This is a genomic window from Pseudomonas sp. S9 (assembly GCF_000222125.1).
GTDB classification, from domain to species: Bacteria; Pseudomonadota; Gammaproteobacteria; order Pseudomonadales; family Pseudomonadaceae; genus Aquipseudomonas; species Aquipseudomonas segetis.
Genome location: NZ_AFFX01000002.1, coordinates 50,094 through 76,486, shown reverse-complemented (window position 1 = coordinate 76,486; position 26,393 = coordinate 50,094). Strand labels below are relative to the sequence as shown.

Genomic DNA, 26,393 nt, shown 5'->3' with positions numbered 1-26,393 from the left:
GAATAGATTGACTCATTGAACAGTCGTAGCATTCGCCAATATGGCACGCATTACTACCGGCTGAAATTGTGGATTTTCCGCCACACGAGACGTCCGCCAGCGCACCCCGAGCCAGGATGCAACCAACCCCGCGAAACTTGACAGAATTACCCACGGCTCACTCAGAGACAGCTGATCAGCAAGAACAGCTGCCGCAAATAGCCCAATCAAGGGCATCAGGTAGACGAGCAGTGAACCGCGCACAAGCAAATCCTCGCGCACCCCAATCACTACTTGGTCGCCAACAGTTAAATGCAGATTTGATAGCGCTCGCACATAGCCTCGACGGCTATCAACGCCTAGCTTATCGAGCAAACCCTGGCCGCAGCCGGCATTTGCCGAGCATGTAGAGCAGGTGCTTTTGCGAAGTGTCTCGACCCATACCGCGCCGGACTCTACTGCAACGACCCGCCCCTGCTCTTCGATCATGGCTGAGGTTGAGCCTCACCCTGGCGAACTGACAATGCCACTCGCTCGGCAGTCCCAAGCGGGATTTCCCCCACGACAGTGACCATGACATCCCCCCCCGAGGTCGCCAAACGCCGCGACACCGCGACTGTTGGGCCAAGCTGAGTGCGCGCATCCCCTGCGGTTGCGCCATCGAGAGGTTCAAGAAAGACTGAAAAGCGCGCCAGGCCATCGTCGTATAGAAGGCAGGCTACGGGCTCTTCGGAAATTGAGCTGACCTTCTGGGTCGTTGAACTCAAGCTAAAACCAGGAGGCAACCAGTCGGTACGCCATGCCTTGGCATCCAGCGGCGTTGCCGCAACGACCTTGACTGGCTGGCAGTCAGCGCTCGGAGTAACAGGTTCGGTATTGGTGGCTTGGCTCGCATCGAACTGAGTGAACTGGAATCGCTCTAACATCTGCCCCTTGTCATTGAGCAACAAAGACTTGAGCGGCACACCAGTCTCGCTGTCGAGGTGCAGTTCAATACCGTAGCGGTGCTGGTCTCGCGGAAGCAGCCCAAGAACCACAGCGCTTCGCCCGGCAACGCGGGAATTGCCCATGACGCGGATGTCGTACCATTTGGCTAGCTCGTTTGCATTCAGTTCACGCGCGGGCCATGCCTGGGCGTCACTGACTTCATCAACCAGGCCGCCAACCACGCACTCAGTACGCCCATTGACACGGAAGCTTTCATGGGCAGGACCATCAAGCTGAAGAAGACGGTCATGCACGACCTTGTCCTTATCAACCTGATGCCAAATGCTATGAGTGGAAAAGCTACCATTACGCTCATATATGAACGTGCCATGGTAGCTTTGATTCTGGCTTGCATCGGATAAGCGTCGCAACCAATCTTGCGCATCAGATGCAGCAGCAGGTAACGCCAAACAACCGCCTAACAATAAGGCGGTCAGGGGTATAAAGCGCATGCGTTTCCTTAACGGCTTTCCAGACTTGCTGCGCGTGCGTATGGCAGTGCGCCTTCAGTCACATTTGAACCAATTTGCTCAGCATGCTGACGCACGTAGGACGGCAAGCGCTGCTCATGCCATGTTGGCTCAGCTTTACTCGACGGTATCATGGATGAGCCCTGATCATCAGTGGTAAAACCGGCCAACATTGCAGGTCCCTGCACCTGGACATGGTTGATCGCAGGTTGGGCCGCTGCTTGCTGGGCAAGCTCAGTACCGGTCAGCTCATCCTGGTTGTACAGTCGCACACCCGCCAACACAGCCACTGTCACCGAGGCAGCAACAGCCAACCGGCCAACCGCACGCCATGGGCCACGAGTCACATTGCCCGGCGCTTGCGGCATGGCTTCATCGGCAATCGCAGCAGAGACCGCACTGGCAATGTCCAAACGTGGCTCAAGCAGCTCTTTGTGCATTACGGCACGGGCTATCTGGTAGCGCGACCATTTGGCTCGCAACTCGGCATCATGACTGGCGCCGAGCACTCGCCGAAGCTCCATTTCGTCCGCTTCGTTATCCATCACCGCGGACAGCGATTCCTGCAGGGCTTCACGACTCATAATGATTCCTCTCTTGGCTGTCGCCGCTGTCTTAGGTTTCTTGCAACAAAGGCTGCAGTGACTTATCAATTGCTTCTCGCGCCCGGAAAATCCGTGAGCGCACCGTACCAACCGGACACTGCATCACACTTGCAATGTCTTCATAGCTGAGACCATCAAATTCACGCAATGTTAGGGCCGTTCGTAAATCTTCTGGTAACTGCTGGATGCAACGATGCACGGTGGCTTCGATTTCATCCCTCAGCAATGCCCGCTCTGGAGACTCGATATCCTTGAGGGCGTGATCGCCATCATAGAATTCGGCATCTTCAGCACTTACATCGCTATCTGGCGGCCGACGACCTCTCGACACCAGGTAGTTCTTTGCCGTGTTAATGGCAATGCGGTACAGCCATGTATAGAAAGCACTGTCACCGCGAAAGTTTCCCAATGCTCGATAGGCTTTAACAAAAGCTTCCTGAGCAACGTCTTGCGCCTCATGGGTGTCGTGCACGAATCGCACGATAAGCCCTAGAATCTTGTGCTGATACTTCAACACCAATAGATCAAACGCTCGCTTATCGCCGCGCTGGACACGCTCAACAAGCTGCTGATCCTCTTCCTGGCTTAGCATGAACACTCCTTAGTGAATTGTGAGGAGTGCAGCGCCAGCCAATAAACCGGCTTGCAAAAATAGACTCGGGCGTTGCGCAAAAGTTCTCCCCTCCAACCAAGCTTCTTGCAGATTTTTTCTGCTCTGCATGAAACTGCGCAGGTCAAGGCGGCGCCATTGACCTGCGCAAATAATCTTAGAACGTTTGGATTATCGTCAAAAGCCGCGATCTAGAGGCAATCTGGCACGATAAGCAAACAATGTCCCTCTCCGGGTGACCGCTAATAGAACCTGAAAACTCATAAAAAGTTCCCTTGGCGCTCACACCGCATCAAGCCGGCTATTGTGACGCGCCCCCCCTCTATATACTAGTGGGGCATTCTCGCGGAATCAGCTCATGAACCACCATTTTCAACACGATGTTCTGGTTATTGGTAGCGGCGCTGCCGGCCTTACCCTCGCCCTGACCTTGCCGGCGCACCTCAATATCGCGGTATTGAGCAAGGGCGCATTGGCCAATGGCTCGACTTTCTGGGCCCAAGGCGGTGTCGCGGCAGTGCTTGACGACCTCGATACCGTTGAGTCGCACGTAGAAGACACCCTTAATGCCGGTGGTGGCTTGTGTCGCGAGGATGCCGTGCGTTTCACCGTTGAACACAGCCGTGAAGCAATCCAATGGCTGATCGACCAGGGCGTGCCGTTCACCCGTGATGATGAAACCGCACGCGAGGACGGTGGATTTGAGTTCCACCTGACCCGCGAAGGTGGTCACAGCCACAGACGTATTATTCACGCAGCCGATGCAACCGGTGCAGCAATATTCAAAACCCTGCTTGAACAAGCCCAGCAGCGCGACAATATACAGCTGCTTGAACAGCGCGTTGCAGTCGACCTGATTACCGAGCGCAAGCTGGGCCTGGAGGGCGAACGCTGTCTCGGGGCCTACGTGCTCAATCGCGAGACCGGCCACGTCGACACCTATAGCGCGCGTTTCGTTATTCTCGCCACCGGCGGAGCAGCGAAGGTATACCTGTACACCAGCAACCCAGATGGTGCTTGCGGAGACGGCATCGCCATGGCCTGGCGGGCGGGCTGCCGGGTTGGCAACCTGGAGTTCAACCAGTTCCATCCGACTTGCCTGTACCACCCGCAAGCCAAGAGCTTCCTGATCACCGAGGCCTTGCGTGGCGAAGGCGCCCATCTCAAGCTCCCCAATGGCTCGCGCTTTATGCAGCGCTTCGATGAGCGTGCCGAACTCGCACCGCGCGATATCGTGGCCCGGGCAATCGACCATGAAATGAAGCGCCTGGGTATCGATTGCGTCTACCTGGATATCAGCCACAAGCCTGCCGATTTCGTGAAATCGCACTTCCCCACTGTTTATGAACGCTGCCTGGACTTCGGTATCGACATCACCAAAGAGCCCATCCCGGTGGTACCAGCGGCGCACTACACCTGTGGCGGCGTGGTTGTCGATCAAGCGGGACACACCGATGTTCCCGGCCTCTATGCAATTGGCGAAACCAGTTTCACCGGTTTGCATGGCGCCAACCGCATGGCCAGCAACTCATTGCTGGAGTGCTTCGTCTATGCCCGCGCGGCGGCGGACGACATAGCCCGCCAACTAGACGACATAGCCATACCGCACAACGTGCCCGACTGGGATGCGAGCCAGGTTACCGACTCTGACGAGGATGTGATCATTGCGCATAACTGGGACGAACTTCGACGCTTCATGTGGGATTACGTTGGCATTGTACGGACCAATAAGCGCCTGCAACGCGCCGAGCACCGCGTCCGTCTGCTGCTTGACGAGATCGATGAGTTCTACAGCAACTATAAAGTCAGCAGGGACCTGATCGAGCTGCGCAACCTGGCGCAAGTGGCTGAACTGATGATTCGCTCAGCCATGCAACGCAAGGAGTCACGGGGCCTGCACTACACCCTGGATTACCCCGGGATGCTCGCGCACGCAGAAGACACTATCCTGCAGCCTCCCATCTACGCGGGCTGAATCTAAGCCGAACGCGCAAGCGCCTGTGCCCGGTCTCGGACATGGCGTCGCGCGGGATGCAAAGGCTATGCGCCATTGCGATACCAGCCATGCGGTCCGGTGCCGGGCCTGCCCAGCGGAAGCGCAAGAAGATCAACCACGGCAACGCCAGGCTGTCTGGCAACAACTGGATGGAGCGCCAACCCTCGGCGTCACTCCACAGTTGCCAATCATCATCGACCCGGCGCAACGCCGTCAGGGCTTCGGGAGCGGCCAACGATATATATCTTGGATAAACCCAGGCCATGTGCAGCCCACAGGCCAATGTCGCGGCGGCGCTCGCCCAGATGGGAAGATCAATTACCCACAGGGTTATCAGGGCGAGCGATTGGACAGCCAGGTAGAAAACACCCAGGCGCACCGATGGCCGCCAGCGGAACTCAAGGCGACTACTTGGGCTGGACACGGTCCAGGATCATGCGAACCATACGCTTCAAATCCTCATCTTCCGGCTCAGCGCGCTGCATGAACCAGCCGAACATGTCCTGATCCTCACATTCAAGTAGCTTGACGTAGCGCGCCTGGTCTTCAGGGTCGAGGTCTGAATAGACTTCTTTAACAAAGGGCACCAGCAACACATCCAGCTCAAGCATGCCGCGACGGCTATGCCAGAAAAGACGATTGAGTTCAGTCGAGTCGACCATTGGAAAGATCCTTGAGCAAGCCAGGCATTGATATAGCGCGCCAGTATACCGGCGAATGCCCAGGCTGTTGACCCTGACTGTCGGCCATTATCCATAAAAGCAATCGCATACTGGCGCTGACAAGCGCTTACGGGCGCTCTATGATGAGGCCCTAACTTTTACCAGCGATACTTGATTGCCATGGTTGATACCGCTTTCTTTTGCCCCCTCAGTCACGAAGGCATACTCACCGTACGCGGCGCGGACGCCAACAAATTCCTGCAGGGCCAACTGACCTGCAACCTCAACTACCTCGACGAAAGCCATTCGAGCCTTGGTGCACGCTGTACGCCCAAAGGCCGGATGATCTCCAGCTTCCGGGTTGTGAGCGTGGATGACGGCTACCTTCTGGCAATGGCGCTTGAACTGGTGGAACCGCAGCTCGCTGACCTGCAGAAATATGCCGTGTTTTCCAAGTCGAAACTGACTGACGAAACCGACCAGTGGGTACGTTTTGGCCTCAACAACTGCGATCAAGCCTTGCTTGACCTGGGTATTGATCTGGCGCCGAGCAATGACAGCGTTGCCCGTAGCGAACAACTGATTGCCGTGCGCGTCGGTGAAAACCGCGCTGAGCTATGGGCACCCGCCGAGCAAGCACAGGCCCTGCAGGAGCGCCTGAATAAACAGGCGCCGCTGGCGGACCTCAATCAATGGCAACTGCAACAAATTCGCCAGGGTATTGGCCATGTGCAAGGCAGCACCCGCGAGCTGTTCATTCCACAGATGCTCAACCTGCAAGCCCTGGGCGGGGTGAGCTTCAAGAAAGGCTGCTACACCGGCCAGGAAATCGTCGCACGCATGCAATACCTGGGTAAGCTCAAGCGCCGCTTGTACCGCCTGGCCCTCGACAGCCAGCAATTGCCTGCACCGGCAACAGAGATATTCTCCAGCGTGCACAGCTCCTCGGTTGGTGAAGTCGTGGCGGCGGCGCGCAGTGACGACGGCATCGAGTTACTGGCCGTATTGCAAAATGACGCAGCCCAAAGCGCTGACTTGAAGCTGGGTGACGCTGAGGGCTTGCCCCTGCACCTGCTCGACCTGCCCTATACCCTGGATTCGGATCGCGACATCCAGCGCTGACGCCATGCGGCAAACCTCATAAAAGCGAAATACCACACGCGATAAAACTGAACCGCTGCGTAAACTTCAAGTTGCCCAACCTACACGAGAACAACGATGAGCAAACTTGCCGAGAAGGTCCAACAGGAACTGATTGAGGCCATTGATAACGATCAACTCGTCTTACCGACATTGCCTGAAGTAGCACTGAAAGTACGCGATGCTGCCGAAGACCCGGACATCGGCGTGCCACAGATCAGCAAAGTCATCGGCAACGACGCAGCGCTCACGGCTCGCATTATCAAGGTGGTTAACAGCCCGCTTTTGCGCTCCAGCCGCGAAATCACCGATTTGCAGATGGCGATCAGCCGCCTGGGTATCAATTACACCTGCAACCTGGCTATCGGCCTGGCCATGGAGCAAATGTTCCAGGCAACCACGGATGTGGTGGATCGAAAAATGCGCGAGGTCTGGACCAAAAGCACCGAAATTGCAGGCATCTGCCATGTACTTTGCCGCCACTACACGCGTTTGATGCCAGACCAGGCAACCCTCGCCGGATTGGTGCACCAGATTGGCGTGCTGCCGATCCTGACCTATGCAGAAGAAAACAGTGAGTTACTGGCCGACGCCATCAGCCTGAGCCATGTGATCGACAATATTCACCCCATCATTGGCGACCGCATTCTACGCGCCTGGGATTTCCCCGAGCTGATCAGCATGGTGCCCAGCCAGCACCTGGATTTCAGCCGCAATAGTGCCAAGGTCGATTACGTCGATATCGTCCAAGTGGCCACACTGCAAAGCTACCTGGGTACCGACCATCCCTATACTCAGCTTGACTGGGGTACGGTTCCGGCGTTCGCCAAGCTGGGCCTGGACCCCAACGTTGACGTCCAGGAAGACAAGGACCTGGCGGCAGACATGGAAGCAGCCATGAAAATGCTGCAGTGATGTTGGCCCAAGACTTCCTTGGCAGGTTCGAGGAAGTCTTGGCTCGCAGTGGCCTCAGGCACCTTCAGCGGCAAGAAATGATACGCGCACGCGCAAGCCACCACTGGCTGACTGATGAAGGCTGACCTGCGCCTGATGCGCGCGACAGATCTCACCGACTATCGCTAAGCCCAGACCTGCCCCTGAACCCTGGGCGTTGCGCCGGTAAAACCGCTCGAAGACCTTCTCACGCTCAGCCTCTGGAATGCCAGGCCCATCATCTTCGACCTCAAGGATGCAGGGCTCGATGACCCGAATAATCACATTGCCGCCCGATGGGGCGTGGGCGATGGCGTTATCCACCAGGTTGGAAAGCAACTCATTGAGCAATGTCGGCTCGCCATGCAGCCAGATCGGCTTGTCCGCCTCCAAGGCCAGAGAAACGCCCTGGGCGTGCGCCAAGGGCGCCAGCGCCAAACCCAGCTCGCGAGCCAACTGACTCAGGTCAAGCTGCTCGGCACCGCCCTCGGTTATAGCTCGTGCACCGCTTTCAATTCGCGCCATGGATAACAGCTGGTTGGCCAAATGCGTCAGGCGATCGGTATTTTGCGCCGCAGACTCCAACGTACTCTTCCAGACATCAGGGTTATCCGAACGCAGCCCCAGTTCAACCCTTGCCTTGATCGCCGCCAGCGGAGTGCGTAACTCATGCGCCGCATCGGCAATAAATTGCGACTGGCGCTCGAATAACTGGTGCAAGCGCTCATTGAACTGATTCAACGCCCCGACCAGAGGCCGCAACTCACGTGGCATGTCAGCGTCCGGCAACGGACGCAAATCTTCCCGAGCACGCTCAGCGACTGTACGGCGCAAACGGTTCAGCGGGCGCAAGGTGGCACTGACCGCCAACCACACCAGGCCCAGGGCGCTGACTGAAAGCAACCCCATGCGCCACAGGGTGCCGTACAACAGGTCCCGCGCCAGACGCTCACGGGCGCCCTGGGTTTCCGCGACCCTAATCTCGGCCAGGCCGTTCAACTGCGGTTCGCTGACGGGTTGCCAAAGGCTGACGACACGCACGCCCTGGCCTCGATATTGACCATTATAAAAATGCGCCAGCGCCGGGTAATCATCGGTTCGCTTGGTGCCAGGCGGCGCTGCAGGCAAGTCATCATAACCAGAGACCAGGGCACCGTTGAGGCCAATGACCTGGTAATAGATCCGTCCGGCGCTGTCATAGGCAAAGGTGTCCAGCGCTACATAGGGAACGTTGGCCCTGAGCCTGCCCTCTTCCGTATACAGGCCATCGGCAATCGCCCTGGCGGACGCCAGCAATGTGCGGTCATAGGCGGTATCCGCCGCACGCCGGGCACTCAGGTAAGCACTGACACTGCTGACCAGCAGTATGATCGCAAGCAAAATAGCCAATCGCCAAAGCAGGCGCCCGCGCAAGCTGCCCACTTCAGTCACCGACAGCCTCCAGCAGATAACCCAGGCCCCGGAAAGTCACGATTTTCACTGCATTGCCTTCGAGCTTTTTACGCAAGCGATGGATATAGATTTCAATTGCATCGGCACTGGCATCCTCGTCCAGACCAAACACCTGTGCGGCCAATTGCTCTTTGCTCATGACCCGTCCAGGGCGGGCAATCATCGCTTCGAGCACGGCTTGCTCTCGCGAGGTCAGGGTCAGCAACTCTTCATGCAGATGAAAGCGTCGCGTCGCCAGATCGTAGACCAACTCGCCACAACGCTGTACTTGCTCGCCGCCCAGTACGGTACGCCGCAGCAATGCCTTGACCCGCGCTTCCAACTCGCTCAACTCGAAGGGCTTGGCCAGGTAGTCATCAGCCCCAAGATTGAGGCCATGAACACGGTCTTTGACTTCTCCACGCGCCGTGAGCATCAGCACCGGCAAGGTGTTGCCACGATCTCGCAAGCGAGCCAGCACCTCGAAACCGTCCATGCGTGGCAGGCCGATATCAAGAATCGCCAGGGCATATTGCTCACTGCTCAGGGCTAGGTCAGCCGCCACGCCGTCATGCAGCATATCGACAGTCCAGCCAGCGCTCTTGAGGGCCTGCGCCACACTTGCCGCAAGCTGCGGATGGTCTTCAACCAACAGTATTCGCACCATCGTCTCCAAGATCAAAGTAGCCGGTTAAAAGCAGCGCTGCAGTTTACCCCACCGGGTCAATTGTGAAGCAGGCAATCACCTGCCTGGCGCCAGGGAAAAACTTTCAGCAATGAAAGGTTGCTGAAAGCTTGGCCCAATAGCATCGCTCTCAAGTGGCTCGATCCACTTACCCGAGCGGATAGCACAGTGGCGTGCATCTGCTACAAAAACAACAACATCGGAGACCACAGGATGCCATCAGCATCAAGCAAGACTTTTACGCCTGTTAATCTGCTTAGCGTAGCTGTCAGCAGCGCCTTGCTCGCACCTACCGCCCATGCCGAGTTCTTTAAAGACAGCTCCGGCACCCTGACCGCCAACAATATTTACCTGAATCGCGACTTCCGTGAAGGCACAGGCCAGAACAAACGCGAAGAATGGGCCCAGGGTTTTATCTTCGATATTCAATCAGGCTACACCGAAGGCACTGTTGGCTTCGGGGTTGATGCATTGGGGTTGCTCGGCCTGAAACTTGACTCCAGCCCGGATCGCACCGGTACCGGCCTGTTGCCGACCCATGACGATGGTCGCGCAGCGGATGACTACTCGCACCTGGGGCTGACCGGCAAGGTCAAGATTTCGGCGACCGAATTGAAGATCGGTACCTTGATGCCTGAACTGCCTACGCTCAAAACCAACGACAGTCGGATTCTGCCGCAAACATTCGAAGGCGGCCTGGTCACCTCCAAGGACATCAGCAACCTGACCTTCACCGGCGGCCGTATCGATGAAGTCAAGGATCGTGACTCAAGTAACAACCAGGACCTTGCGCTGAATAACAAGAACCGTCGCTTTGCCAGCTCGGCAACGGCTGATCACTTGACCCTGGCTGGGGCCGACTACCAGTTCACCGACCGCATTACCGGCCGTTATCACTTCGCCGAACTTGATGACATCTATCGCCAGCACTTCTTTGGTCTCAAGGCCTCGCAACCGATTGGCCCAGGCACCTTTACCGCCGACCTGCGTCTTTCGCTCAGCGACGACCACGGCGCCGCCAACGCAGGCAAAGTAGATAACCGCGCACTCAACGGCATGGTCAGCTATGGCCTCAGCGGCCATAAGCTAAGCTTGGCCTATCAAGACATGAGCGGAGACACCGGCTTCGCCTATGTCGACGGCACTGATCCGTTCCTGGTCAACTTTGTGCAAATAAACGACTTCGCCAATGCCGATGAACGCTCGTGGCAAGCGCGCTACGACTACGACTTCGGCGCGATAGGCGTGCCTGGCCTGAGCTTCCTTACCCGCTACATCAGTGGCAGCGACGCGCAAATCGCTGGCAGCAACGAAACGGGCGATGAGTGGGAGCGTGACATTGAACTCAAGTACGTGGTCCAAAGCGGCCCAATGAAAGACCTGTATGTACGGCTGCGTAACGCTTCTTTCCGTTCTGACTTTGCCCGCAACGCCGACGAAAACCGCATCGTGATCGGCTAATCGCTAACCGTCTGGTAAGCACAATAAAAACCCAAGAGGAACAGTCAATGAAAACTGCCTTTACCCGAATCGCCCTGGCCACAGCCTGCCTGGCATTTGCCGGTCAACTGCTCGCCGCAGAACCCAAGCGTCCCGAATGTATCGCCCCGGCCAAGCCCGGCGGTGGTTTCGACCTGACCTGCAAGCTGGCACAAAGTGGCCTGAAAGATGGCGGCCTGCTGAAAAAGCCCATGCGCGTTACCTATATGCCTGGCGGTGTTGGCGCCGTTGCCTACAACGCCGTTGTCGCCCAGCGCGCGGATGACCCGGGCACTATCGTGGCGTTTTCCAGTGGTTCGCTGCTTAACCTGGCACAGGGCAAATTCGGGCGTTATGACGAATCAGCCGTGCGCTGGCTGGCGGCGGTCGGTACTGACTACGGCGCGATCACCGTACGTGCAGACTCGCCTTATCAGAACCTTGACGACCTGATCAAAGCCCTGAAAAAAGATCCATCGAGCGTAGTATTCGGCGCAGGTGCAACCATCGGCGGCCAGGATTGGATGCAAACCGCGCTGATTGCCCGCGCAGCCGGTATCGATCCGAAAAACCTGCGCTATGTGGCCTTTGAAGGCGGCGGCGAAACCGTAACAGCCATGCTCGGTGGCCATGTTCAGGTGACCAGCAGCGGCCTGGGTGAAGTCACCCCGCAGATCGAAGCCAAGAAGATCCGCATTCTTGCGGTGCTTTCCGATGAACGCCTGCCGGGCAAACTGGCCGATATCCCAACAGCTAAAGAGCAAGGCTACGACATCAGCTGGCCGGTTATTCGCGGCTTCTACGTAGGCCCGGAAGTCAGCGACGAGCAGTACAACTGGTGGAAACAGCAGTTCGACACCATGCTCGCCAGCGAAGACTTCGCCAAGTTGCGTGAACAACGCGACCTGTTGCCACTGTCGCTGACCGGTGATGAGTTGAAAACCTTCGTCTTCAAGCAAGTTGAAGACTACAAGAAGCTTGCCGGTGAGTTCGGCCTGGTCCAGTAAAGCCAGGACCAGCAAAACCGGGCTCATCCAGCCTCAATGACGTGGGCGCACTGCGCCCACGCACTGGACGCCTGTCAGCGTCGATTTTTTACGAGACTTCCGCCATGTATGTCCGCTTGTTCTCTGCGATCTGGTTGCTGCTGTGCATCTGGCTCGCCTTCGTCGCCTGGGGGTTCCAGGCACCCTTCGCCTACGACCCTGTAGGCCCTCGCGCTTATCCGCTGCTGCTGCTGGGGCTGATGGGGGCTGGCGCGTTGTGGCTGATCATCAAGCCAGGTCTGATGGAACAACAGCTGCACATCCCAACCGTGAAACGGTCGGCCATGTGTGTGCTCGTACTGCTGGCCTATGCCCTGACGTTCGAGCCCCTGGGGTTTGTTTTGAGTACCTGTGTTGCAGTTTTCCTGCTTGGCCTGCTGTTCACTGGCCGCCCGCTGCCGTGCCTGATCAGCGCCGTATTGATGGGCATCCTGCTGTTCCTGTTGTTTGATTATTTGCTGGATGTGCCTCTGCCGCTTGGCGTGCTAGAAGCCTTCGTGGAGGATTGAGATGGAAACGCTAACTTATTTGTTGCAAGGCTTCGATGTCGCCACCCGCCCGGCAAACCTGTTGGCTGCGCTGTTCGGTGCTTTCGTCGGCACCGTTGTTGGCTTGCTGCCGGGCCTTGGCCCGATTAACGGTGTAGCACTGCTGCTGCCCTTGGCATTCGCCCTGGGCTTACCTCCCGAAACAGCTCTGATCCTGCTGGCGGCGGTGTATCTGGGCTGTGAGTACGGCGGCCGTATTTCGGCAATTCTGCTCAATGTGCCGGGCGATGCTGCAGCGGTAATGACCACCCTCGATGGCTATCTATTGGCGCGTCAGGGTAAAGCGGGCATTGCCCTGTCGCTATCGGCGGTCAGCTCGTTCATCGGCAGTATTATCGCCACCTGCGGCGTGGTGTTGTTTGCCCCGCTATTGGCCAAGTGGGCCGTAGCATTTGGCCCTGCCGAATACTTTGTGCTGATGATTTTCGCCATTGCCTGCCTCGGCGGCATGGTTGGCGACAAACCGGTAAAAACCCTGATGGCCGCGCTGATTGGCCTGGCGCTTGCCACAGTCGGAGTGGACTCGACCACGGGTGTCTACCGTTTTACCTTCGGCAGCGTCAGTCTTTCGGACGGCATCCAGTTTGTCATAGTGGTGATCGGGTTCTTCAGCGTCAGTGAAGTGCTCTTGATGCTGGAAAAGACCCACAACGGTCAAAAAGCGGTCAAGGCCAGCGGCCGCCTGTTGTTCAACTTCAAAGAGTTCTGCTTCACCTTCTGGACCATGGTGCGCAGTGCGGTCGCCGGTTTTGTCATCGGCACCCTGCCTGGGGCCGGCGCAACCATTGCCAGCGCCATGACCTACATGACTGAAAAGCGCATGGCAGGTAACAGCGGCAAATTCGGTGAAGGCGACCTGCGTGGTCTGGCAGCGCCAGAAGCCGCCAACAACGCATCAGCTTGCGGCTCGCTGATCCCGATGTTGACCCTGGGTGTTCCAGGTTCTGGCACCACGGCAGTGATGATCGGCGCACTGACCCTGTACAACATCACGCCGGGTCCATTGCTGTTTGAACAGCAGCCCGATGTGGTCTGGGGCCTGATTGCTTCGCTGTTCATCGGCAACGTGATCCTGCTGGTGATGAACATCCCGCTGGTTGGCCTGTTCTCCCGCATGCTCAGCGTGCCGAACTGGGTACTGGTACCGGCAATCACCGTGATCAGCATGGTCGGTGTATACGCCGTACACAGCACCACGTTCGACCTGGTGCTGATGATTTTGCTCGGTGTGTTCGGCTACATCTTGCGCAAGCTCGACTTCCCGCTCTCGGCGGTGATTCTCGGCTTCGTGCTGGGCGAACTCATGGAAGACAACCTGCGCCGCGCCTTGTCCATTTCGGCGGGCGACCTGGGCATCCTCTGGTCCAGCCCTATCACGCTGATCCTCTGGGCGCTGGTGGTGTTGATGCTATCGCTGCCGGGCTTGCGCTGGTGGCGGGCGCGTAAAGCACGCATCGCACATGCCTAAGCTGCCCTTCCTGGCACGCCTGCCTAGCTGGTGGGCGACGCCACTGATCGGTGCGGTCGGTGGTTATTTGGCCAGCCTTGTCGGCTGGCCTTTGCCCTGGATCATTGGCTCACTGCTAGCGGTCATAATCGCCCGCTGCAGTGGCTGGCTGGTGACCGAAGTCCCTTCGGGTCGCAAAGCCGGACAATGGATAGTCTCCAGCGCCATCGGCCTACACTTCACCAGTGAAGTCATGGGCCAACTGCATGATCATTTCGGAGTCATCCTCGCTGGTGCATTCGGCACCTTGCTCCTGAGCGTGATCGGCATTGCAGTATTGCGCCGATCAGGGGTTGATCGCGCCACTGCATTTTTTTCCAGCATGCCGGGCGGTGCCAGCGAGATGGTTAATTTCGCCCAACGGCACAATGCCCAGACCGCCCGCGTTGCCGCAGCCCATAGCATGCGCCTGTTGCTGGTGGTATTGATTGTTCCGGCACTTTTTACCTGGAGCCTGCCGCCCATGGAGCGCCCTGCTCCAGCTCCCGTTGATTGGGTGTGGCTCGCAATACTGATGCCCGCTGGTGCGCTACTTGCGCTTATCTGGGGCAAGCTCAAGCAACCCAACCCCTGGATGCTAGGCCCACTGACTGCCTGCGCCATTGCGGCCTGCACCTTTGACTTGCACATCGGTCTGCCGCCAGGCATGGGTCAAATCGGCCAATGGCTGATTGGCTGTGCACTGGGCTGTCACTTTGATCGCGCCTTTTTCCGTAGTGCTCCAGGCTTCTTGCTGCGCATCCTGCTGTTCACCTTGCTGGCGATGATCACCGCTGTATTGCTGGCCAAGGGCTTGGGCCTGATTGCCGGACAAGACCCAACCTCGTTGATGCTTGGGATGATGCCGGGCGGTATTACTGAACTCTGCCTCACCGCTGAGGCCTTACAACTGTCGGTGGCCTTGGTGACCGCGCTGCAAGTGTTGCGCTTGTTCATGGTGATGTTCTTGGCTGAGCCCTTGTTCAAGGTTTGGCAAAAAACTTGAACAGGCTCCAAGCGCAACAATGACCACGTTTAACCCGCCCTATGTGCGGGTTCTTTTTTACTGAAGATGTCAGGAACACAGTCGGTCTGTACAAGCTGTCATAAGCTTGATGTCAGATGGTGTCTGAGGCAGTACGAGACAGAGGCAGGTTAAATGATACGACTCAAAGCACTGGCCGGCGCAACGTTGCTCTGCATTACCCTATGCGCATGCAGCATGGTCGGATTCTCGTACAAGCATATGGACTGGTGGTTGATGTGGAAGATTGATGACGCCCTCAATCTCACGTCCGAGCAAAAGGACCTGCTCGAACCCCAGCTGCATACTCTGTTGAACTGGCACTGCAGCGCGGAATTACCCAATGCCATCAGTTGGCTTGAGCAAAACCAGCTGTTTCTTGAGCAATCCACACCCAGCAGCGAAGCCATACGTGCGCAGATCGATCAGGTCGACACTGCCTTCAAGCGGATTGCCCGGCAGGTCACACCAACGGCCACGCAACTGCTTGGCGGCTTTTCCGACCAGCAGGTTACCCATTTGTATGCATTCCTGAAGGAGCAAAACCAGGAAGACCGGGAAGAGTTTCTCGATCCGCCGCTTGCCACCCAGATAACTGAGCGCAGCACACGCATGCAGGAGCGCCTTGAACCCTGGTTTGGCCAGTTGAGCGCATCACAGATAAAACGCATCGACAGCTGGTCCGCCGACCTCGGCGAGCAGAACCGTATCTGGCTGGAAAACCGCGAAGCCTGGCAAAGCGCACTGCGCAGCGCGCTGAAGATCCGTCACACACAAGCCTTTGCGGCGCGGCTACGGCCCTTGATTGAGTCCCGCGAGGACTTCTACACAAAAGACTACAAGCAGGCCAACCCCAAGGCGCAAATGGCACTGGCTGCTCTGCTTGGCGATCTGGTTGGTCAGGCCTCTGAGGAACAACATGAGCAGATCAGCAAGCGACTGGACAAGTTGCAAGCGCAACTGGCGCAGCAAGTCTGTATTCCTGCAGCGCCATAACCTGTCGCACCGGTTCAGCCCAGGGCCTGGACCGTTGTCGGCAACTTCCAGTTGATCCCTTGCAACCCGTGCTGCTCAAGGAATTTATTGGCGCGGGTGAAGTGACCATTGCCGATAAAACCGCGATAGGCCGATAAGGGCGAAGGGTGCACGGAGCGCAAGACCAGATGCTTGGTGCTATCAATCAGTTTCTCTTTGCTCTGCGCATGAGCGCCCCACAGCATAAACACCACGTGCTGCTGATGGCTGCTAACCGTCTCAATCACCTTGTCGGTAAAGAACTGCCAGCCTTTCTTGGCGTGGGAGCCTGCATTGGCACGCTCCACTGTGAGTGAGGTGTTGAGCAACAACACGCCCTGCTCGGCCCAGGATTGAAGGTAACCGTGTTGAGCAATATCGATATTCAAGTCGCGCTTGAGTTCTTTATAGATGTTGACCAAGGAAGGCGGCGTGGCGACGCCTGGCTGCACCGAGAAGCACATGCCATGCGCCTGCCCCGGCCCATGGTAGGGGTCCTGACCAATAATGACCACTTTGACCTGATCCAGCGGCGTCGAATTGAATGCACTGAAGATCATCGACCCCGGCGGGTATATTTCTTTGCCTGCCGCTTTTTCGGCGCGTAAAAACTCACCCAGTTGCTTCATATAAGGCTGTTCAAACTCATTACTCAACGCTGCTTTCCAGCCAGCCTCAAGTTTGATGCGATCACTTGCGCTCATAGGTGCCTTGACGCTCATCAAGAATAAAAAACAAGGCGCAGCCCAGGGTTGCTGCGGTTGCGCCAACTGGCGAAATGGTAACAGACCCATTGATTGGCCTGCATCACAGCCTTGGATACAGCTTGTTTGCCGCCACCAGGCGGCCAACACTGAAAATCCATCGCCGAGGATACGCCCATGCACAACTCAACCGAGATAGATGCCGTATCAGAACTGCCAGGCCCGCCTGCCGAACCCCGTATCAGCCGTGAACAGCTTGAGCAGGCGCTGGAGAAATCCCCTTTCGCCCAACTCATCGGTTTCAGCCTGACCCACTACAGCGCCGGTTCGATCGAAATGGAGGTGGTTCCACGCAAGGAACTGAGCCAGCACCACGGGTACGTCCATGGTGCTGTGATAGGTTTTATGATCGACAGTGCCTGCGCCTGGGCGGCGGCTTCAATGGTGGGTGATGTGGTGACCAGCGAATACAAGGTCAACATGCTCGCCCCGGCGCTAGGCGAGAAGTTGATTTGCCGCAGTGATGTGATCAAGGCAGGGAAACGCCAGGTGGTGACGCGAGCAGATGTTTTTGCCGTACGCGATGGCCAGCAGAAGATAGTTGCCACCGGACTGGCCACCATCGCCCGCGTCTAGGCTGAACAGGTCAACCCTGATGCAGCGCGCGGTAATGACTGGGCGCCATGCCGACCACTTTGCGAAACAGGCGCGAGAAGTAATACACATCCTCATAGCCAAGCTGCTCGGCGACCTGGCGAATCCCCTGTTCGCCCTCGTCGAGCAGGCGGCAAGCGTGAGCCATTTTCAGTTGGATGAAATCCTCGATCGGTGCTTGCCCGGTCAGCGCCCGGTAGGTCTTGGCAAAGTGAAAACGGGACAGCTTGAACTGCGCAGCCAGCTCATCAAGACTCAAGCTGCCATGCAGGTGCGCGCGCATCACCGCTTGCACCGCATCGACATCCAGCACCCGGCCAGACTTCAACTTGACCCGCGCCGGCAACACCGCTAGCGAAGCCAGCAATGCCTGAAGCTGATGCGCCGCATAGATAAAGTGACGCAGGCCCAACCCCTGCTTGCGCAAGTTGAGCAATGCATCGAGCTCGGCCAGCAGCCGGGGTTGAACACCGATTCGCAACAGCGGCCCCTTGCCCAGTGGGCGCAAGAAGTCACCGACCAACTCGCCATCAAAATGAATCCAGTAGATGCTCCAGGGCCTGGCATTGTCGGCGCCATAGGCATGGGCCTGGTCCTTGGGCAGAAGTAGCAAATCACCGCCAGCCACATCCAATCGTCCATCAGGTGTTTCAAGCCAGCCCTGCCCGGAGCGACAGTAGATCAACAAATAGTCCTCCGGCGCCGAGCGCTGCATACGATGATTAAGCGCATTGGGATAGAAACCCAAGGCCAGGGGATAACAGCCTTGGGTCAATGTATTTCGGGCCATAACCCGGCGCAGGCGCGGTGGTGTGATAAAGCGCAAGCCATTGGCGGGCAACGGCCAACTGGAAGTTTCGACTTGGCTGCTCATTGGCTATTGTCCATTGCTAGCGAATGCGTAAGGCCAAGATAGTCCATCTGCCTGACAAGATCGTCAATCCACAAGTCTCGGCACAAGCGCTATAACAAGCTGAAAATAACAATCAGACCCAACCAGGCGTGCTGAAAAATCACGCACAAGGTTGAGGTTTTCAGCGGAGGCAAAATGTCCAAGACAATTCCCCAGTTGATCGAAGGCCAGTGGCGGCAGAGCCGCAGCAGTGAGTTTATCGAAGTCACTGACCCTGCAACCCAGGAGGTGCTGGCGCTTGCTCCAAAGGCCACCGCTGAAGAAATCGAAACCGCAATCGCCAGCGCCAAGGCAGCCTTCCTGACCTGGCGTGAAGTGCCTGTGCCAGAGCGCGCACGGGTCATGTTGCGTTACCAGCATCTGCTCAAGGAACATCACGACGAACTTGCCGAAATTCTTGCCCAGGAAACCGGCAAGACCTTTGCCGACGCCAAAGGTGATGTCTGGCGCGGGATCGAGGGGGTCGAAAAAGCTGCCAATATATCCAGCCTGATGATGGGCGAAACCGCCGAGAATGTTGCCCGCGATATCGACACCTCCAGCTGGATCCAACCGCTGGGCGTTTGTGTCGGCATTACTCCCTTCAATTTTCCGGCGATGATTCCGTTGTGGATGTTTCCGCTGGCCATTGCCGCGGGCAACAGCTTCATCCTCAAGCCTTCCGAGCAGGATCCACTGACGCCCAACCGCCTGGCCGAGCTGTTTATCGAAGCGGGGGCGCCCAAAGGTGTGCTGCAAGTGCTGCATGGCGCCCGCGAAGTGGTCGACAGCTTGTTGACCCACCCAGATGTACGCGCCGTCTCATTCGTCGGTTCAGTACCCGTTGGCCAACATGTGTATCGCACAGGCACCGCACACCTGAAGCGAGTGCAAGCCTTCGCCGGAGCGAAAAACCATATGGTAATCATGCCTGACGCCAACAAGGATCAGGTCTTGAGCAACCTGGTCGGTGCCAGCTGCGGCGCCGCCGGTCAGCGCTGCATGGCCATCAGCGTGGCGGTGTTCGTTGGCGAATCGAAACAGTGGATTGATGAGTTGCGTGCACAAATGGCCGAGCTCAAGCCCGGTTACTGGAATGATGCCTCTGCTGCCTATGGCCCGCTGATCAACCAGCAAGCCAAGCAACGAGTCCTGCGCCTGATCGCCGAAGGCAAGGCCGAAGGCGCCGAGTGCTTGCTTGATGGTTCGCAGTGCCAGGTTGAAGGCTACCCCAACGGTAACTGGGTTGGGCCGACCTTGTTCAGCGGCGTGACCCAGAAGATGGCGCTGTACCGTGAAGAAATCTTTGGCCCGGTGCTGGTGTGCATGCAGGTCGATACGCTGGAGGAAGCCATTGAGCTGGTCAACGCCAGTCCATACGGCAATGGCACCTCGATCTTCACCCGCTCCGGCGGCGCGGCGCGACGTTACCAGCATGAAGTTGAGGTGGGTCAGGTCGGGATCAACGTCCCGGTACCGGTGCCGCTGCCGTTTTTCTCCTTTACCGGTTGGAAAGGCTCGTTCTACGGCGACCTGCACGCTTATGGTAAGCAGGGCGTGCGCTTTTTCACCGAGACCAAGACAGTCACCAGCCGCTGGTTTGATGAAGACTCAGTAGCCAGCCACAACATGACGATCCAACTGAAATAACTCGCAGCGGGTGATTGAGCCTGGACAGGACATACACCCGCGTTAACCACATGTTTTGAGGCTGCGAAAGGGACGAGGCATGGATTTTGAGTTAAGTGACGGGCAGCGTTTACTGGTCGATAGCGGACAGGCTTTTGCGCGCAAGGAACTGGCCCCCCATGCCGCAGACTGGGATCGTGACCATCACTTCCCACTGGATGTCATACGCCGCGCGGCAGAGCAAGGTTTTCTCGGCCTGTATATTGATGAAGACAACGGCGGGCTTGGCCTGTCGCGCCTGTCATCGGCGCTGATATTCGAACAGCTTGCAACCGGATGCGTGGCCACCACTGCGTTTATCAGCATTCATAACATGGCCGCCTGGATGCTCGCCTCCTTTGCCGACCAGGCGTTGAAGGACCGCTGGCTCCCCGGGTTGATCAGCGGTGAGTTGCTGGCATCCTATTGCTTGACCGAGCCTGATGCTGGCTCCGATGCCGCCAATCTGCGCACCCGCGCCAGGCTCGACGGCGATTCCTATGTACTCGATGGCAGCAAGTGCTTTATCTCCGGCGCCGGTGCCACCGAGGTGCTTATCGTCATGGCGCGTACCGGTGCAGAAGGCGCCAAGGGCATTTCGTGCTTTTTGGTCCCGGCCGATACCGACGGCATCACCTACGGACGCAATGAATTGAAAATGGGCTGGTGCGCCCAACCCACTCGCACCATCACCTTTGCCAATGTTCGCATTCCTGCAGGCAATCGCATCGGCCCCGAAGGCCAGGGATTTGTCTATGCCATGAAAGGCCTCGATGGCGGGCGTATCAACATTGCCAGTTGCTCGCTCGGTGCCGCACAGGCAGCGCTCGAACAATCCCTGGGCTATGTTGAACAGCGCAAGCAATTTGGCCAGCAGTTGAGCGATTTCCAATCGGTGCAATTCAAATTGGCGGATATGCTCACCGACCTCACCGCCAGCCGGCAAATGGTGCGCATGGCCGCCGCCAAGCTGGATACCCGGCACAGTGAAGCCAGCCTCTACTGCGCAATGGCCAAGCGCTTTGCCACCGACCACTGCTTCACCCTCTGTAACGAAGCGCTGCAAATTCATGGCGGCTATGGTTATCTAAACGACTATCCATTGGAGCGATGGGTGCGCGACAGCCGCGCGCACCAGATACTCGAAGGCAGCAATGAAATCATGCGCCTGATCATCGCCCGCCGGCTTTTGCAGCAAGATGGCATGCTGGATCGGCTGCTGTAAGACAAACAAGGTTCCTAATCAGGAGTTTTCATGACCACCGCAATAGAAGCCTACAACCCAAGCGCCTTTGACCTGACCCACAAGCTCACGGTCGAAAAGCACGCTCACACCGCCCTGATCACCATCAACCATCCACCCGCCAATACCTGGGATCGCGAATCCCTGATTGGCCTGAAACAACTGGTTGAACACCTTAACCGCGACGATGACATCTATGCACTGGTGATCACCGGCCAAGGCGGCAAGTTCTTCTCTGCGGGCGCCGACCTCAAGCTGTTTGCCGATGGCGACAAAGCCCGCGCCCGTGAAATGGCCCGCTTGTTTGGCCAGGCATTCGAAGCCTTGCGTGACTTTCGTGGCGTGTCGATTGCCGCCATTAACGGCTTTGCCATGGGTGGCGGCCTTGAGTGCGCGCTGGCCTGCGACATTCGCATCGCCGAACAGCAAGCCCTTATGGCACTGCCGGAGGCAACCGTTGGCCTGCTGCCCTGCGCTGGCGGCACCCAGGCATTGCCTTGGCTGGTGGGTGAAGGTTGGGCCAAGCGCATGATTCTCTGCGGCGAGCGCGTCGATGCCAATACGGCGCTGCGCATTGGCCTGGTCGAGCAAGTGGTCGAAGCCGGTGAAGCGCGCAATCACGCTCTGCTCCTGGCCTCCAAGGTTGCCCGCCAGAGCCCGGTTGCAGTGCGCACCATCAAGCCCCTGTTGCAAGGCGCGCGCGAGCGCAACCCAAATAGCTGGCTCCCAGAAGAACGCGAGCGGTTTGTCGACCTGTTCAATGCCGATGACACCCGCGAAGGGGTGAATGCATTTCTCGAGAAACGCGAGCCGCAGTGGCGTAACCGTTAAGGCGTGGCTGGAAACTGATCCAGCCCTGATGAGCACAATGGATAACCGATGAACGTAATTTTTGAAGAGTTTCCCAGCCTGCACGGCGTCAGTATTGGGGTGGCGACCCTGGATGCAGAGAAGAGCCTGAATGCACTGACGCTGCCGATGATTGAAGCGCTCGACAGCCAATTCGCCGCGTGGGCAGATGACCCGCAAATCGCCTGCGTCATGCTGCGCGGCAATGGTCCAAAAGCCTTTTGCGCCGGTGGCGATGTGGTGCAACTGGTCGAGGAATGCCGCGCGCATCCCAACCAGGTACCGCCACTGGCAAGGCGTTTTTTTGCCGATGAATACCGCCTCGACTACCGCATCCACACCTTCCCCAAACCCTTTATCTGCTGGGCCCATGGCCATGTTCTGGGCGGTGGCATGGGCCTGATGCAAGGCGCCAGCACGCGAATCGTTACGCCTTCGAGTCGCTTGGGCATGCCTGAAATCAACATCGGCTTGTACCCCGACGTTGGCGGCAGCTGGTTCCTGGCGAGAATGCCAGGGGCGCTTGGCTTGTTCTTTGGCCTGACCGCCAGCGGCATGAATGCGCGCGATGCCCTGGACCTGGATCTGGCTGATCGCTTTTTGCTCGATAGCCAACAGGACGCATTGCTTGATGGCCTGATCCAGCTCAACTGGCAAATCCAGCCTGAAACCCAATTGCACAGCCTGCTCAAAGCCCTTGAACAACAAGCCATTGCTGAAATGCCCGAGGCACAGTGGCTGCCGCGACGCTCGCGCATTGACCAGCTACTCGACCAGGCCGACTTACCCAGCGCCTACAACGCATTGCTCGCGCTGCAAAACGATGACGACAAGTTGCTGGCCCGCGCAGCCAAAACCCTGGCGGGCGGTTGCCCACTGACAGCGTATCTGGTCTGGGAGCAGATTGCCCGCGCCAGGCACCTGTCGCTGGCCGAGGTGTTTCGCATGGAGTACGCCATGAGCCTCAATTGCTGTCGTCACCCGGAATTCCCTGAAGGCGTACGTGCCCGCCTGATCGACAAGGATCAAGCGCCCAAATGGCGCTGGCCGGACATCGCCAGCATCAGCCCGGAAACCCTCGCCGCGCACTTTGAACCGGTCTGGCAAGGCGACCACCCGCTGGCCGACCTGTAGAAGTTGTACTTAACAGATAAGGAAAATAACAATGACAACTATCGCCTTTATCGGTCTGGGTAATATGGGCCTGCCAATGGCCCGCAACCTGCTCCGCGCAGGGCATGCCTTGCGCGTCTTCGACTTGCTTGAAGCATCCGTTGCTGAGCTTGCCGGAGAAGGTGCGACAGCTGCCAAAAGCGCGCATGACGCCGTGCAGGGCGCAGAAATCGTCGTCAGCATGCTGCCCGCCAGTCGTCACGTCGAGAGCTTGTACCTGGGCGAGTCGGGCCTGTTTGGCAGCCTGCAACCCGGCACCCTGGTGCTGGAGTGTTCCACCATTGCCCCTGAGTCTGCGCGCAAGGTGCACCAGGCTGCCGCTGAGCGAAATATCCCTCTGCTGGATGCGCCGGTTTCTGGCGGCACGGCGGGCGCGGCGGCGGGCACGCTGACATTCATGATTGGCGGTAAAGTCGAGCATCTTGAACAGGCACGACCGATCTTCGAGTTGATGGGCAAGAATATTTTCCATGCCGGCCCCGACGGAGCCGGCCAAGTGGCCAAGGTGTGCAACAACCAGGTCTTGGCGGTACAGATGATCGCCACAGCGGAAGCCATGGCAATGGGCGTTGCCAACGGCCTGGACCCGGCAACGCTGGCCGAGATCATGCGCCAGAGTTCAGGTGGGAACTGGACGCTGGAAAAATACAATCCCTGGCCAGGCGTCATGGCCAATGCTCCGGCCAGCAAAGGCTACAGTGGCGGCTTCATGGCTGAATTAATGACCAAGGACCTGGGCCTTGCTCAGGAAACGGCGCAACACTTTGGCAACAGTGCGCCAATGGGTGCCCTGGCCTTGCAGCTCTACCGCATGCTGCTCAAGCAAGGCAAAGGCAAGCAGGACTTCTCGGTGATCCAGCAGCTGTTTATCGATTAAGTGCAATTGGACGAGCGCTGTACTTGACCAACAGGGCTCGTCCATAAATATCCTTATATACTGTATGACTAATTTGGCTCAGTCAGACTTTCATAGGGATTTTTCAGTGATCAACGCTTTTTTGCTGCGCTACCGATTTCGCCTGTTGTTTGCCAGTAGCGTCTTGCTCACCAGCGTCAGCGGTTGGCCGGCGCCAAATCTTGCCTTGAAGTGGACGGCCTTTTCGCTATTGGTGTTATCCGCCATGAACACCCTGCGCCACAAAGGCGTACTGCTGAGAATTGCGCTGGCTTTGGGCATAGTGAACCTGAGCTTGTTTTTCCTGGAAAAGTACATCGTCATGCCCGGCCCGCTCAGTGATGGCTTTGGCTTGATCGCCTTTTACATGCTGGTGGGCTTTTCACTGTTCAACCGAGTCATTCACCAGCGCCCGGTCACCCAGGAACTGCTCTATGGCCTGCTCGCCCTGTACCTGCAACTGGCACTGGCCTTCGCCGCATCATTCCACGTCATCAACAGCTTTGTACCCAATGCATTCTGGAGCGAACACGGCCCCCTTGAACTGCATGACTTTGTCTACTACAGCCTGGTTACCCTGACCACCGTGGGCTATGGCGACATACATGCACTAGCCCCGGGGGCACGCCTGCTGGCCGGTGCGGAGGCCTTCGCCGGGGTGATGTTCATTGCCGTGGCCGTAGCCCGCACATTGACCCTGATGAGCGATAACGACCCAGTGGACTAGCTTGCCCCGCATCGCAGCACTCGCAGTCATAAACGCACCATTGCGATGCAAAAAGCAGCCCCTGACACAAGGTTCATTGCGCAACACCACATTCTAGAAGCCTCGTCTCAACTGGCACGATGTTCGCTTTAGCTAACTTGAAGCAGGACAACCCCGCCAGCGCCAAACGTTGCGGGGACGCGGCTGACAATTTGCAAATGGCTGACTAGGGTTCCGGCTCATCGATGGTTCGATGAGTGGCTGGTCCGAGAGTTGGCGACCTCCAGTGAGGTTACACGGCGGGATAAAAGCCCGGGAGAACGCGCCTCATTTGAGGATCCGCCGCGAACTCCTGCCCGCCCAAATTCGAACTGGAGGTTCCACATGCGTACACCCCGTCTGTTCTCCCTATTGGCTGCTGGTTTAGCGGTCGCGATCAGCATCAACGCCCCCGCAGCCCAGAAAGACAATTTCAGTGTGTGCTGGACCATCTATGCCGGCTGGATGCCTTGGGAATATGCCAAGGCACAAGGCATCGTCGATAAATGGGCGAAAAAATACGACATCAATATTGATGTGGTGCAAATCAACGATTACGTCGAGTCCATCAACCAATATACCGCCGGCCAGTTTGACGGCTGCACCATGACCAACATGGATGCGCTCACCATTCCTGCCGCCGGAGGCGTTGATTCCACCGCGCTGGTCATCGGCGATTTCTCCAATGGCAACGATGGCGTGGTGATCAAGGGCGCCAACAAAACCCTGGCTGACCTCAAAGGCATGCCCGTCAACCTGGTGGAGCTGTCGGTTTCACACTACCTGCTGGCACGCGGCCTTGAACGCGCCGACCTCAGCGAAAAAGACCTCAAGGTGGTCAACACCTCAGACGCCGATATGGTCGCGGCCTTCCAGACCGATGACGTAAAGGCTGTCACTACCTGGAACCCGCTGCTGGCCGAAATTGAGGCCACGCCCAACGTCACCAAGGTCTTTGACTCAAGCAAGATCCCGGGCGAAATCATCGATCTCATGGTGGTCAACAGCGACACCTTGAAAGACAACCCCAACTTCGGCAAGGCCCTCACGGGTGCCTGGTATGAAGTGATGGCCACCATGAGCGCCGACAGCCCTGAAGGCAAGGCCGCACGCGAAAGCATGGCCAAGGCTTCAGGCACCGACCTGGTCGGTTACGAATCACAGCTTGCCGCCACCAAAATGTTCTACAGCGCCAGCGACGCGGTGGCCTTCGCCAACAGCCCGAAACTGCCTGCAACCATGAGCAAAGTGGCCGAGTTCTCGTTCAACCATGGCCTGCTCGGTGAAGGTGCGCAATCTGCCGAAGCGGTCGGCATGAGCTTTGCCAAGGGCGTGAGCACCGGCGACAAGAGCAATATCAAGCTGCGTTTCGACCCAAGCTATATGCAAATGGCGGCAGATAACAGCCTGTAACCCATCGCAACTGCGGTTCGGCCACTGATCTGCCGAGCCGCAGAGGCGTCACCTGATACGGG

Annotated in this window: 27 protein-coding genes and 1 riboswitch; of the genes, 17 read left to right on the top strand and 10 right to left on the bottom strand. The window is 57.6% G+C overall.

Annotated elements, in window-relative coordinates:
- Positions 1–12: 12 nt before the first annotated feature.
- The 4 genes from PSES9_RS0104115 to rpoE are packed head-to-tail and all read right to left on the bottom strand — an operon-like array spanning position 13 to position 2,633.
- Positions 13–468: a SoxR reducing system RseC family protein gene (locus tag PSES9_RS0104115; RefSeq protein WP_010484412.1), complete on the bottom strand. Its 456-nt coding sequence runs from the start codon at positions 466–468 to the stop codon at positions 13–15.
- Positions 465–1,418: a MucB/RseB C-terminal domain-containing protein gene (locus PSES9_RS0104110; protein WP_010484410.1), complete on the bottom strand. Its 954-nt coding sequence runs from the start codon at positions 1,416–1,418 to the stop codon at positions 465–467. Before PSES9_RS0104110 ends, PSES9_RS0104115 begins: the two co-directional genes overlap by 4 nt.
- 8 nt (positions 1,419–1,426) lie before the next feature.
- Positions 1,427–2,020, bottom strand: coding sequence for a sigma-E factor negative regulatory protein (locus PSES9_RS0104105; RefSeq protein ID WP_010484409.1), 594 nt, complete (start codon positions 2,018–2,020; stop codon positions 1,427–1,429).
- Between the two features lie 31 nt (positions 2,021–2,051).
- Complete coding sequence (gene rpoE, locus PSES9_RS0104100) at positions 2,052–2,633, bottom strand: RNA polymerase sigma factor RpoE (RefSeq protein ID WP_010484408.1); 582 nt, start codon at positions 2,631–2,633, stop codon at positions 2,052–2,054.
- 376 nt (positions 2,634–3,009) lie between these two features.
- On the opposite strand from rpoE, the gene nadB reads away from it, so the two are divergent.
- Complete coding sequence (gene nadB, locus PSES9_RS0104095; RefSeq protein WP_010484406.1) at positions 3,010–4,626, top strand: L-aspartate oxidase; 1,617 nt, start codon at positions 3,010–3,012, stop codon at positions 4,624–4,626.
- On the opposite strand, the gene PSES9_RS0104090 is transcribed toward nadB, so the two are convergent.
- Both PSES9_RS0104090 and PSES9_RS0104085 read right to left on the bottom strand, forming a co-directional pair.
- Positions 4,595–5,071, bottom strand: a complete 477-nt coding sequence (locus tag PSES9_RS0104090) for a protein YgfX (protein ID WP_029529362.1) — start codon at positions 5,069–5,071, stop codon at positions 4,595–4,597. The genes nadB and PSES9_RS0104090 overlap by 32 nt on opposite strands.
- Positions 5,055–5,309 (bottom strand): FAD assembly factor SdhE, encoded by a 255-nt coding sequence (locus PSES9_RS0104085; protein WP_010484402.1) that lies wholly within the window; start codon positions 5,307–5,309, stop codon positions 5,055–5,057. Before PSES9_RS0104085 ends, PSES9_RS0104090 begins: the two co-directional genes overlap by 17 nt.
- Before the next feature lie 180 nt (positions 5,310–5,489).
- Here PSES9_RS0104085 and ygfZ point away from each other — a divergent pair, with 180 nt between their 5' ends.
- Complete coding sequence (gene ygfZ / locus PSES9_RS0104080; RefSeq protein ID WP_010484400.1) at positions 5,490–6,431, top strand: CAF17-like 4Fe-4S cluster assembly/insertion protein YgfZ; 942 nt, start codon at positions 5,490–5,492, stop codon at positions 6,429–6,431.
- 96 nt (positions 6,432–6,527) lie between these two features.
- On the top strand, positions 6,528–7,364 hold the full coding sequence (locus PSES9_RS0104075) for an HDOD domain-containing protein (RefSeq protein ID WP_010484398.1): 837 nt from the start codon (positions 6,528–6,530) through the stop codon (positions 7,362–7,364).
- A 54-nt stretch (positions 7,365–7,418) separates the two neighbouring features.
- Here PSES9_RS0104075 and PSES9_RS0104070 read toward each other — a convergent pair whose 3' ends face one another.
- Both PSES9_RS0104070 and PSES9_RS0104065 read right to left on the bottom strand, forming a co-directional pair.
- Positions 7,419–8,813 (bottom strand): sensor histidine kinase, encoded by a 1,395-nt coding sequence (locus tag PSES9_RS0104070; protein WP_010484397.1) that lies wholly within the window; start codon positions 8,811–8,813, stop codon positions 7,419–7,421.
- On the bottom strand, positions 8,806–9,477 hold the full coding sequence (locus PSES9_RS0104065; protein ID WP_010484395.1) for a response regulator: 672 nt from the start codon (positions 9,475–9,477) through the stop codon (positions 8,806–8,808). Before PSES9_RS0104065 ends, PSES9_RS0104070 begins: the two co-directional genes overlap by 8 nt.
- Positions 9,478–9,711: 234 nt before the next feature.
- Here PSES9_RS0104065 and PSES9_RS0104055 point away from each other — a divergent pair, with 234 nt between their 5' ends.
- The 6 genes from PSES9_RS0104055 to PSES9_RS0104030 all read left to right on the top strand — a co-directional run bounded on the left by PSES9_RS0104055 (position 9,712) and on the right by PSES9_RS0104030 (position 16,077).
- A complete protein-coding gene (locus PSES9_RS0104055; RefSeq protein ID WP_010484393.1) occupies positions 9,712–10,959 on the top strand; it encodes an OprD family porin in 1,248 nt (415 codons plus the stop codon).
- A 47-nt stretch (positions 10,960–11,006) separates the two neighbouring features.
- Positions 11,007–11,984, top strand: a complete 978-nt coding sequence (locus PSES9_RS0104050) for a Bug family tripartite tricarboxylate transporter substrate binding protein (protein ID WP_010484390.1) — start codon at positions 11,007–11,009, stop codon at positions 11,982–11,984.
- A gap of 104 nt (positions 11,985–12,088) precedes the next feature.
- Positions 12,089–12,532, top strand: a complete 444-nt coding sequence (locus PSES9_RS0104045; RefSeq protein ID WP_010484388.1) for a tripartite tricarboxylate transporter TctB family protein — start codon at positions 12,089–12,091, stop codon at positions 12,530–12,532.
- 1 nt (position 12,533) lies between these two features.
- Positions 12,534–14,039 carry a tripartite tricarboxylate transporter permease gene (locus tag PSES9_RS0104040; RefSeq protein ID WP_010484387.1) on the top strand — a complete coding sequence of 502 codons (1,506 nt, stop codon included), beginning with the start codon at positions 12,534–12,536 and terminating at the stop codon, positions 14,037–14,039.
- A complete protein-coding gene (locus tag PSES9_RS0104035) occupies positions 14,032–15,063 on the top strand; it encodes an AbrB family transcriptional regulator (protein ID WP_010484385.1) in 1,032 nt (343 codons plus the stop codon). Before PSES9_RS0104040 ends, PSES9_RS0104035 begins: the two co-directional genes overlap by 8 nt.
- Positions 15,064–15,216: 153 nt before the next feature.
- Entirely contained in the window at positions 15,217–16,077 is an 861-nt protein-coding gene (locus PSES9_RS0104030; RefSeq protein ID WP_036988073.1) for a DUF6279 family lipoprotein, read from the top strand.
- Between the two features lie 14 nt (positions 16,078–16,091).
- On the opposite strand, the gene ung is transcribed toward PSES9_RS0104030, so the two are convergent.
- On the bottom strand, positions 16,092–16,799 hold the full coding sequence (gene ung / locus PSES9_RS0104025; protein ID WP_010484381.1) for a uracil-DNA glycosylase: 708 nt from the start codon (positions 16,797–16,799) through the stop codon (positions 16,092–16,094).
- A gap of 177 nt (positions 16,800–16,976) precedes the next feature.
- Here ung and PSES9_RS0104015 point away from each other — a divergent pair, with 177 nt between their 5' ends.
- Positions 16,977–17,435, top strand: a complete 459-nt coding sequence (locus tag PSES9_RS0104015; RefSeq protein WP_010484379.1) for a PaaI family thioesterase — start codon at positions 16,977–16,979, stop codon at positions 17,433–17,435.
- A 10-nt stretch (positions 17,436–17,445) separates the two neighbouring features.
- On the opposite strand, the gene PSES9_RS0104010 is transcribed toward PSES9_RS0104015, so the two are convergent.
- A complete protein-coding gene (locus PSES9_RS0104010) occupies positions 17,446–18,327 on the bottom strand; it encodes an AraC family transcriptional regulator (RefSeq protein ID WP_010484377.1) in 882 nt (293 codons plus the stop codon).
- Between the two features lie 174 nt (positions 18,328–18,501).
- Here PSES9_RS0104010 and PSES9_RS0104005 point away from each other — a divergent pair, with 174 nt between their 5' ends.
- The 7 genes from PSES9_RS0104005 (at position 18,502) to PSES9_RS0103975 (ending at position 26,331) form a co-directional block, all read left to right on the top strand.
- Positions 18,502–19,995, top strand: coding sequence for a CoA-acylating methylmalonate-semialdehyde dehydrogenase (locus PSES9_RS0104005; RefSeq protein WP_010484375.1), 1,494 nt, complete (start codon positions 18,502–18,504; stop codon positions 19,993–19,995).
- A gap of 79 nt (positions 19,996–20,074) precedes the next feature.
- Positions 20,075–21,238 carry an acyl-CoA dehydrogenase family protein gene (locus tag PSES9_RS0104000; protein ID WP_010484373.1) on the top strand — a complete coding sequence of 388 codons (1,164 nt, stop codon included), beginning with the start codon at positions 20,075–20,077 and terminating at the stop codon, positions 21,236–21,238.
- Positions 21,239–21,268: 30 nt separating this feature from the next.
- Entirely contained in the window at positions 21,269–22,087 is an 819-nt protein-coding gene (locus PSES9_RS0103995; RefSeq protein ID WP_010484371.1) for an enoyl-CoA hydratase, read from the top strand.
- A 48-nt stretch (positions 22,088–22,135) separates the two neighbouring features.
- Positions 22,136–23,239, top strand: a complete 1,104-nt coding sequence (locus tag PSES9_RS0103990; protein ID WP_010484369.1) for an enoyl-CoA hydratase/isomerase family protein — start codon at positions 22,136–22,138, stop codon at positions 23,237–23,239.
- Between the two features lie 31 nt (positions 23,240–23,270).
- The gene (gene mmsB, locus PSES9_RS0103985; protein ID WP_010484367.1) at positions 23,271–24,155 is read left to right on the top strand and encodes a 3-hydroxyisobutyrate dehydrogenase; all 885 of its coding nucleotides are present in this window, start codon (positions 23,271–23,273) and stop codon (positions 24,153–24,155) included.
- Positions 24,156–24,261: 106 nt separating this feature from the next.
- Entirely contained in the window at positions 24,262–24,900 is a 639-nt protein-coding gene (locus tag PSES9_RS0103980) for a potassium channel family protein (protein WP_010484365.1), read from the top strand.
- A gap of 194 nt (positions 24,901–25,094) precedes the next feature.
- Positions 25,095–25,200, top strand: a riboswitch (guanidine-I (ykkC/yxkD leader).
- A 63-nt stretch (positions 25,201–25,263) separates the two neighbouring features.
- Entirely contained in the window at positions 25,264–26,331 is a 1,068-nt protein-coding gene (locus tag PSES9_RS0103975; protein ID WP_010484362.1) for a putative urea ABC transporter substrate-binding protein, read from the top strand.
- Positions 26,332–26,393 lie beyond the last annotated feature (62 nt).

Bases quoted from the DNA above. Each gene is read 5' to 3' on its own strand.
- PSES9_RS0104035 (WP_010484385.1), top strand. From the start codon at position 14,032: ATGCCTAAGCTGCCCTTCCTGGCACGCCTGCCTAGCTGGTGGGCGACG.
- ung (WP_010484381.1), bottom strand. From the start codon at position 16,799: ATGAGCGCAAGTGATCGCATCAAACTTGAGGCTGGCTGGAAAGCAGCG.
- PSES9_RS0104105 (WP_010484409.1), bottom strand. From the start codon at position 2,020: ATGAGTCGTGAAGCCCTGCAGGAATCGCTGTCCGCGGTGATGGATAAC.
- PSES9_RS0104015 (WP_010484379.1), top strand. From the start codon at position 16,977: ATGCACAACTCAACCGAGATAGATGCCGTATCAGAACTGCCAGGCCCG.
- PSES9_RS0104030 (WP_036988073.1), top strand. From the start codon at position 15,217: ATGATACGACTCAAAGCACTGGCCGGCGCAACGTTGCTCTGCATTACC.
- PSES9_RS0104005 (WP_010484375.1), top strand. From the start codon at position 18,502: ATGTCCAAGACAATTCCCCAGTTGATCGAAGGCCAGTGGCGGCAGAGC.
- ygfZ (WP_010484400.1), top strand. From the start codon at position 5,490: ATGGTTGATACCGCTTTCTTTTGCCCCCTCAGTCACGAAGGCATACTC.
- PSES9_RS0103975 (WP_010484362.1), top strand. From the start codon at position 25,264: ATGCGTACACCCCGTCTGTTCTCCCTATTGGCTGCTGGTTTAGCGGTC.
- PSES9_RS0104085 (WP_010484402.1), bottom strand. From the start codon at position 5,309: ATGGTCGACTCGACTGAACTCAATCGTCTTTTCTGGCATAGCCGTCGC.
- rpoE (WP_010484408.1), bottom strand. From the start codon at position 2,633: ATGCTAAGCCAGGAAGAGGATCAGCAGCTTGTTGAGCGTGTCCAGCGC.
- PSES9_RS0104050 (WP_010484390.1), top strand. From the start codon at position 11,007: ATGAAAACTGCCTTTACCCGAATCGCCCTGGCCACAGCCTGCCTGGCA.
- PSES9_RS0104055 (WP_010484393.1), top strand. From the start codon at position 9,712: ATGCCATCAGCATCAAGCAAGACTTTTACGCCTGTTAATCTGCTTAGC.
- PSES9_RS0104045 (WP_010484388.1), top strand. From the start codon at position 12,089: ATGTATGTCCGCTTGTTCTCTGCGATCTGGTTGCTGCTGTGCATCTGG.
- PSES9_RS0104040 (WP_010484387.1), top strand. From the start codon at position 12,534: ATGGAAACGCTAACTTATTTGTTGCAAGGCTTCGATGTCGCCACCCGC.
- PSES9_RS0104110 (WP_010484410.1), bottom strand. From the start codon at position 1,418: ATGCGCTTTATACCCCTGACCGCCTTATTGTTAGGCGGTTGTTTGGCG.
- PSES9_RS0104115 (WP_010484412.1), bottom strand. From the start codon at position 468: ATGATCGAAGAGCAGGGGCGGGTCGTTGCAGTAGAGTCCGGCGCGGTA.
- PSES9_RS0103990 (WP_010484369.1), top strand. From the start codon at position 22,136: ATGAACGTAATTTTTGAAGAGTTTCCCAGCCTGCACGGCGTCAGTATT.
- PSES9_RS0104010 (WP_010484377.1), bottom strand. From the start codon at position 18,327: ATGAGCAGCCAAGTCGAAACTTCCAGTTGGCCGTTGCCCGCCAATGGC.
- PSES9_RS0103995 (WP_010484371.1), top strand. From the start codon at position 21,269: ATGACCACCGCAATAGAAGCCTACAACCCAAGCGCCTTTGACCTGACC.
- PSES9_RS0104000 (WP_010484373.1), top strand. From the start codon at position 20,075: ATGGATTTTGAGTTAAGTGACGGGCAGCGTTTACTGGTCGATAGCGGA.
- nadB (WP_010484406.1), top strand. From the start codon at position 3,010: ATGAACCACCATTTTCAACACGATGTTCTGGTTATTGGTAGCGGCGCT.
- mmsB (WP_010484367.1), top strand. From the start codon at position 23,271: ATGACAACTATCGCCTTTATCGGTCTGGGTAATATGGGCCTGCCAATG.
- PSES9_RS0104075 (WP_010484398.1), top strand. From the start codon at position 6,528: ATGAGCAAACTTGCCGAGAAGGTCCAACAGGAACTGATTGAGGCCATT.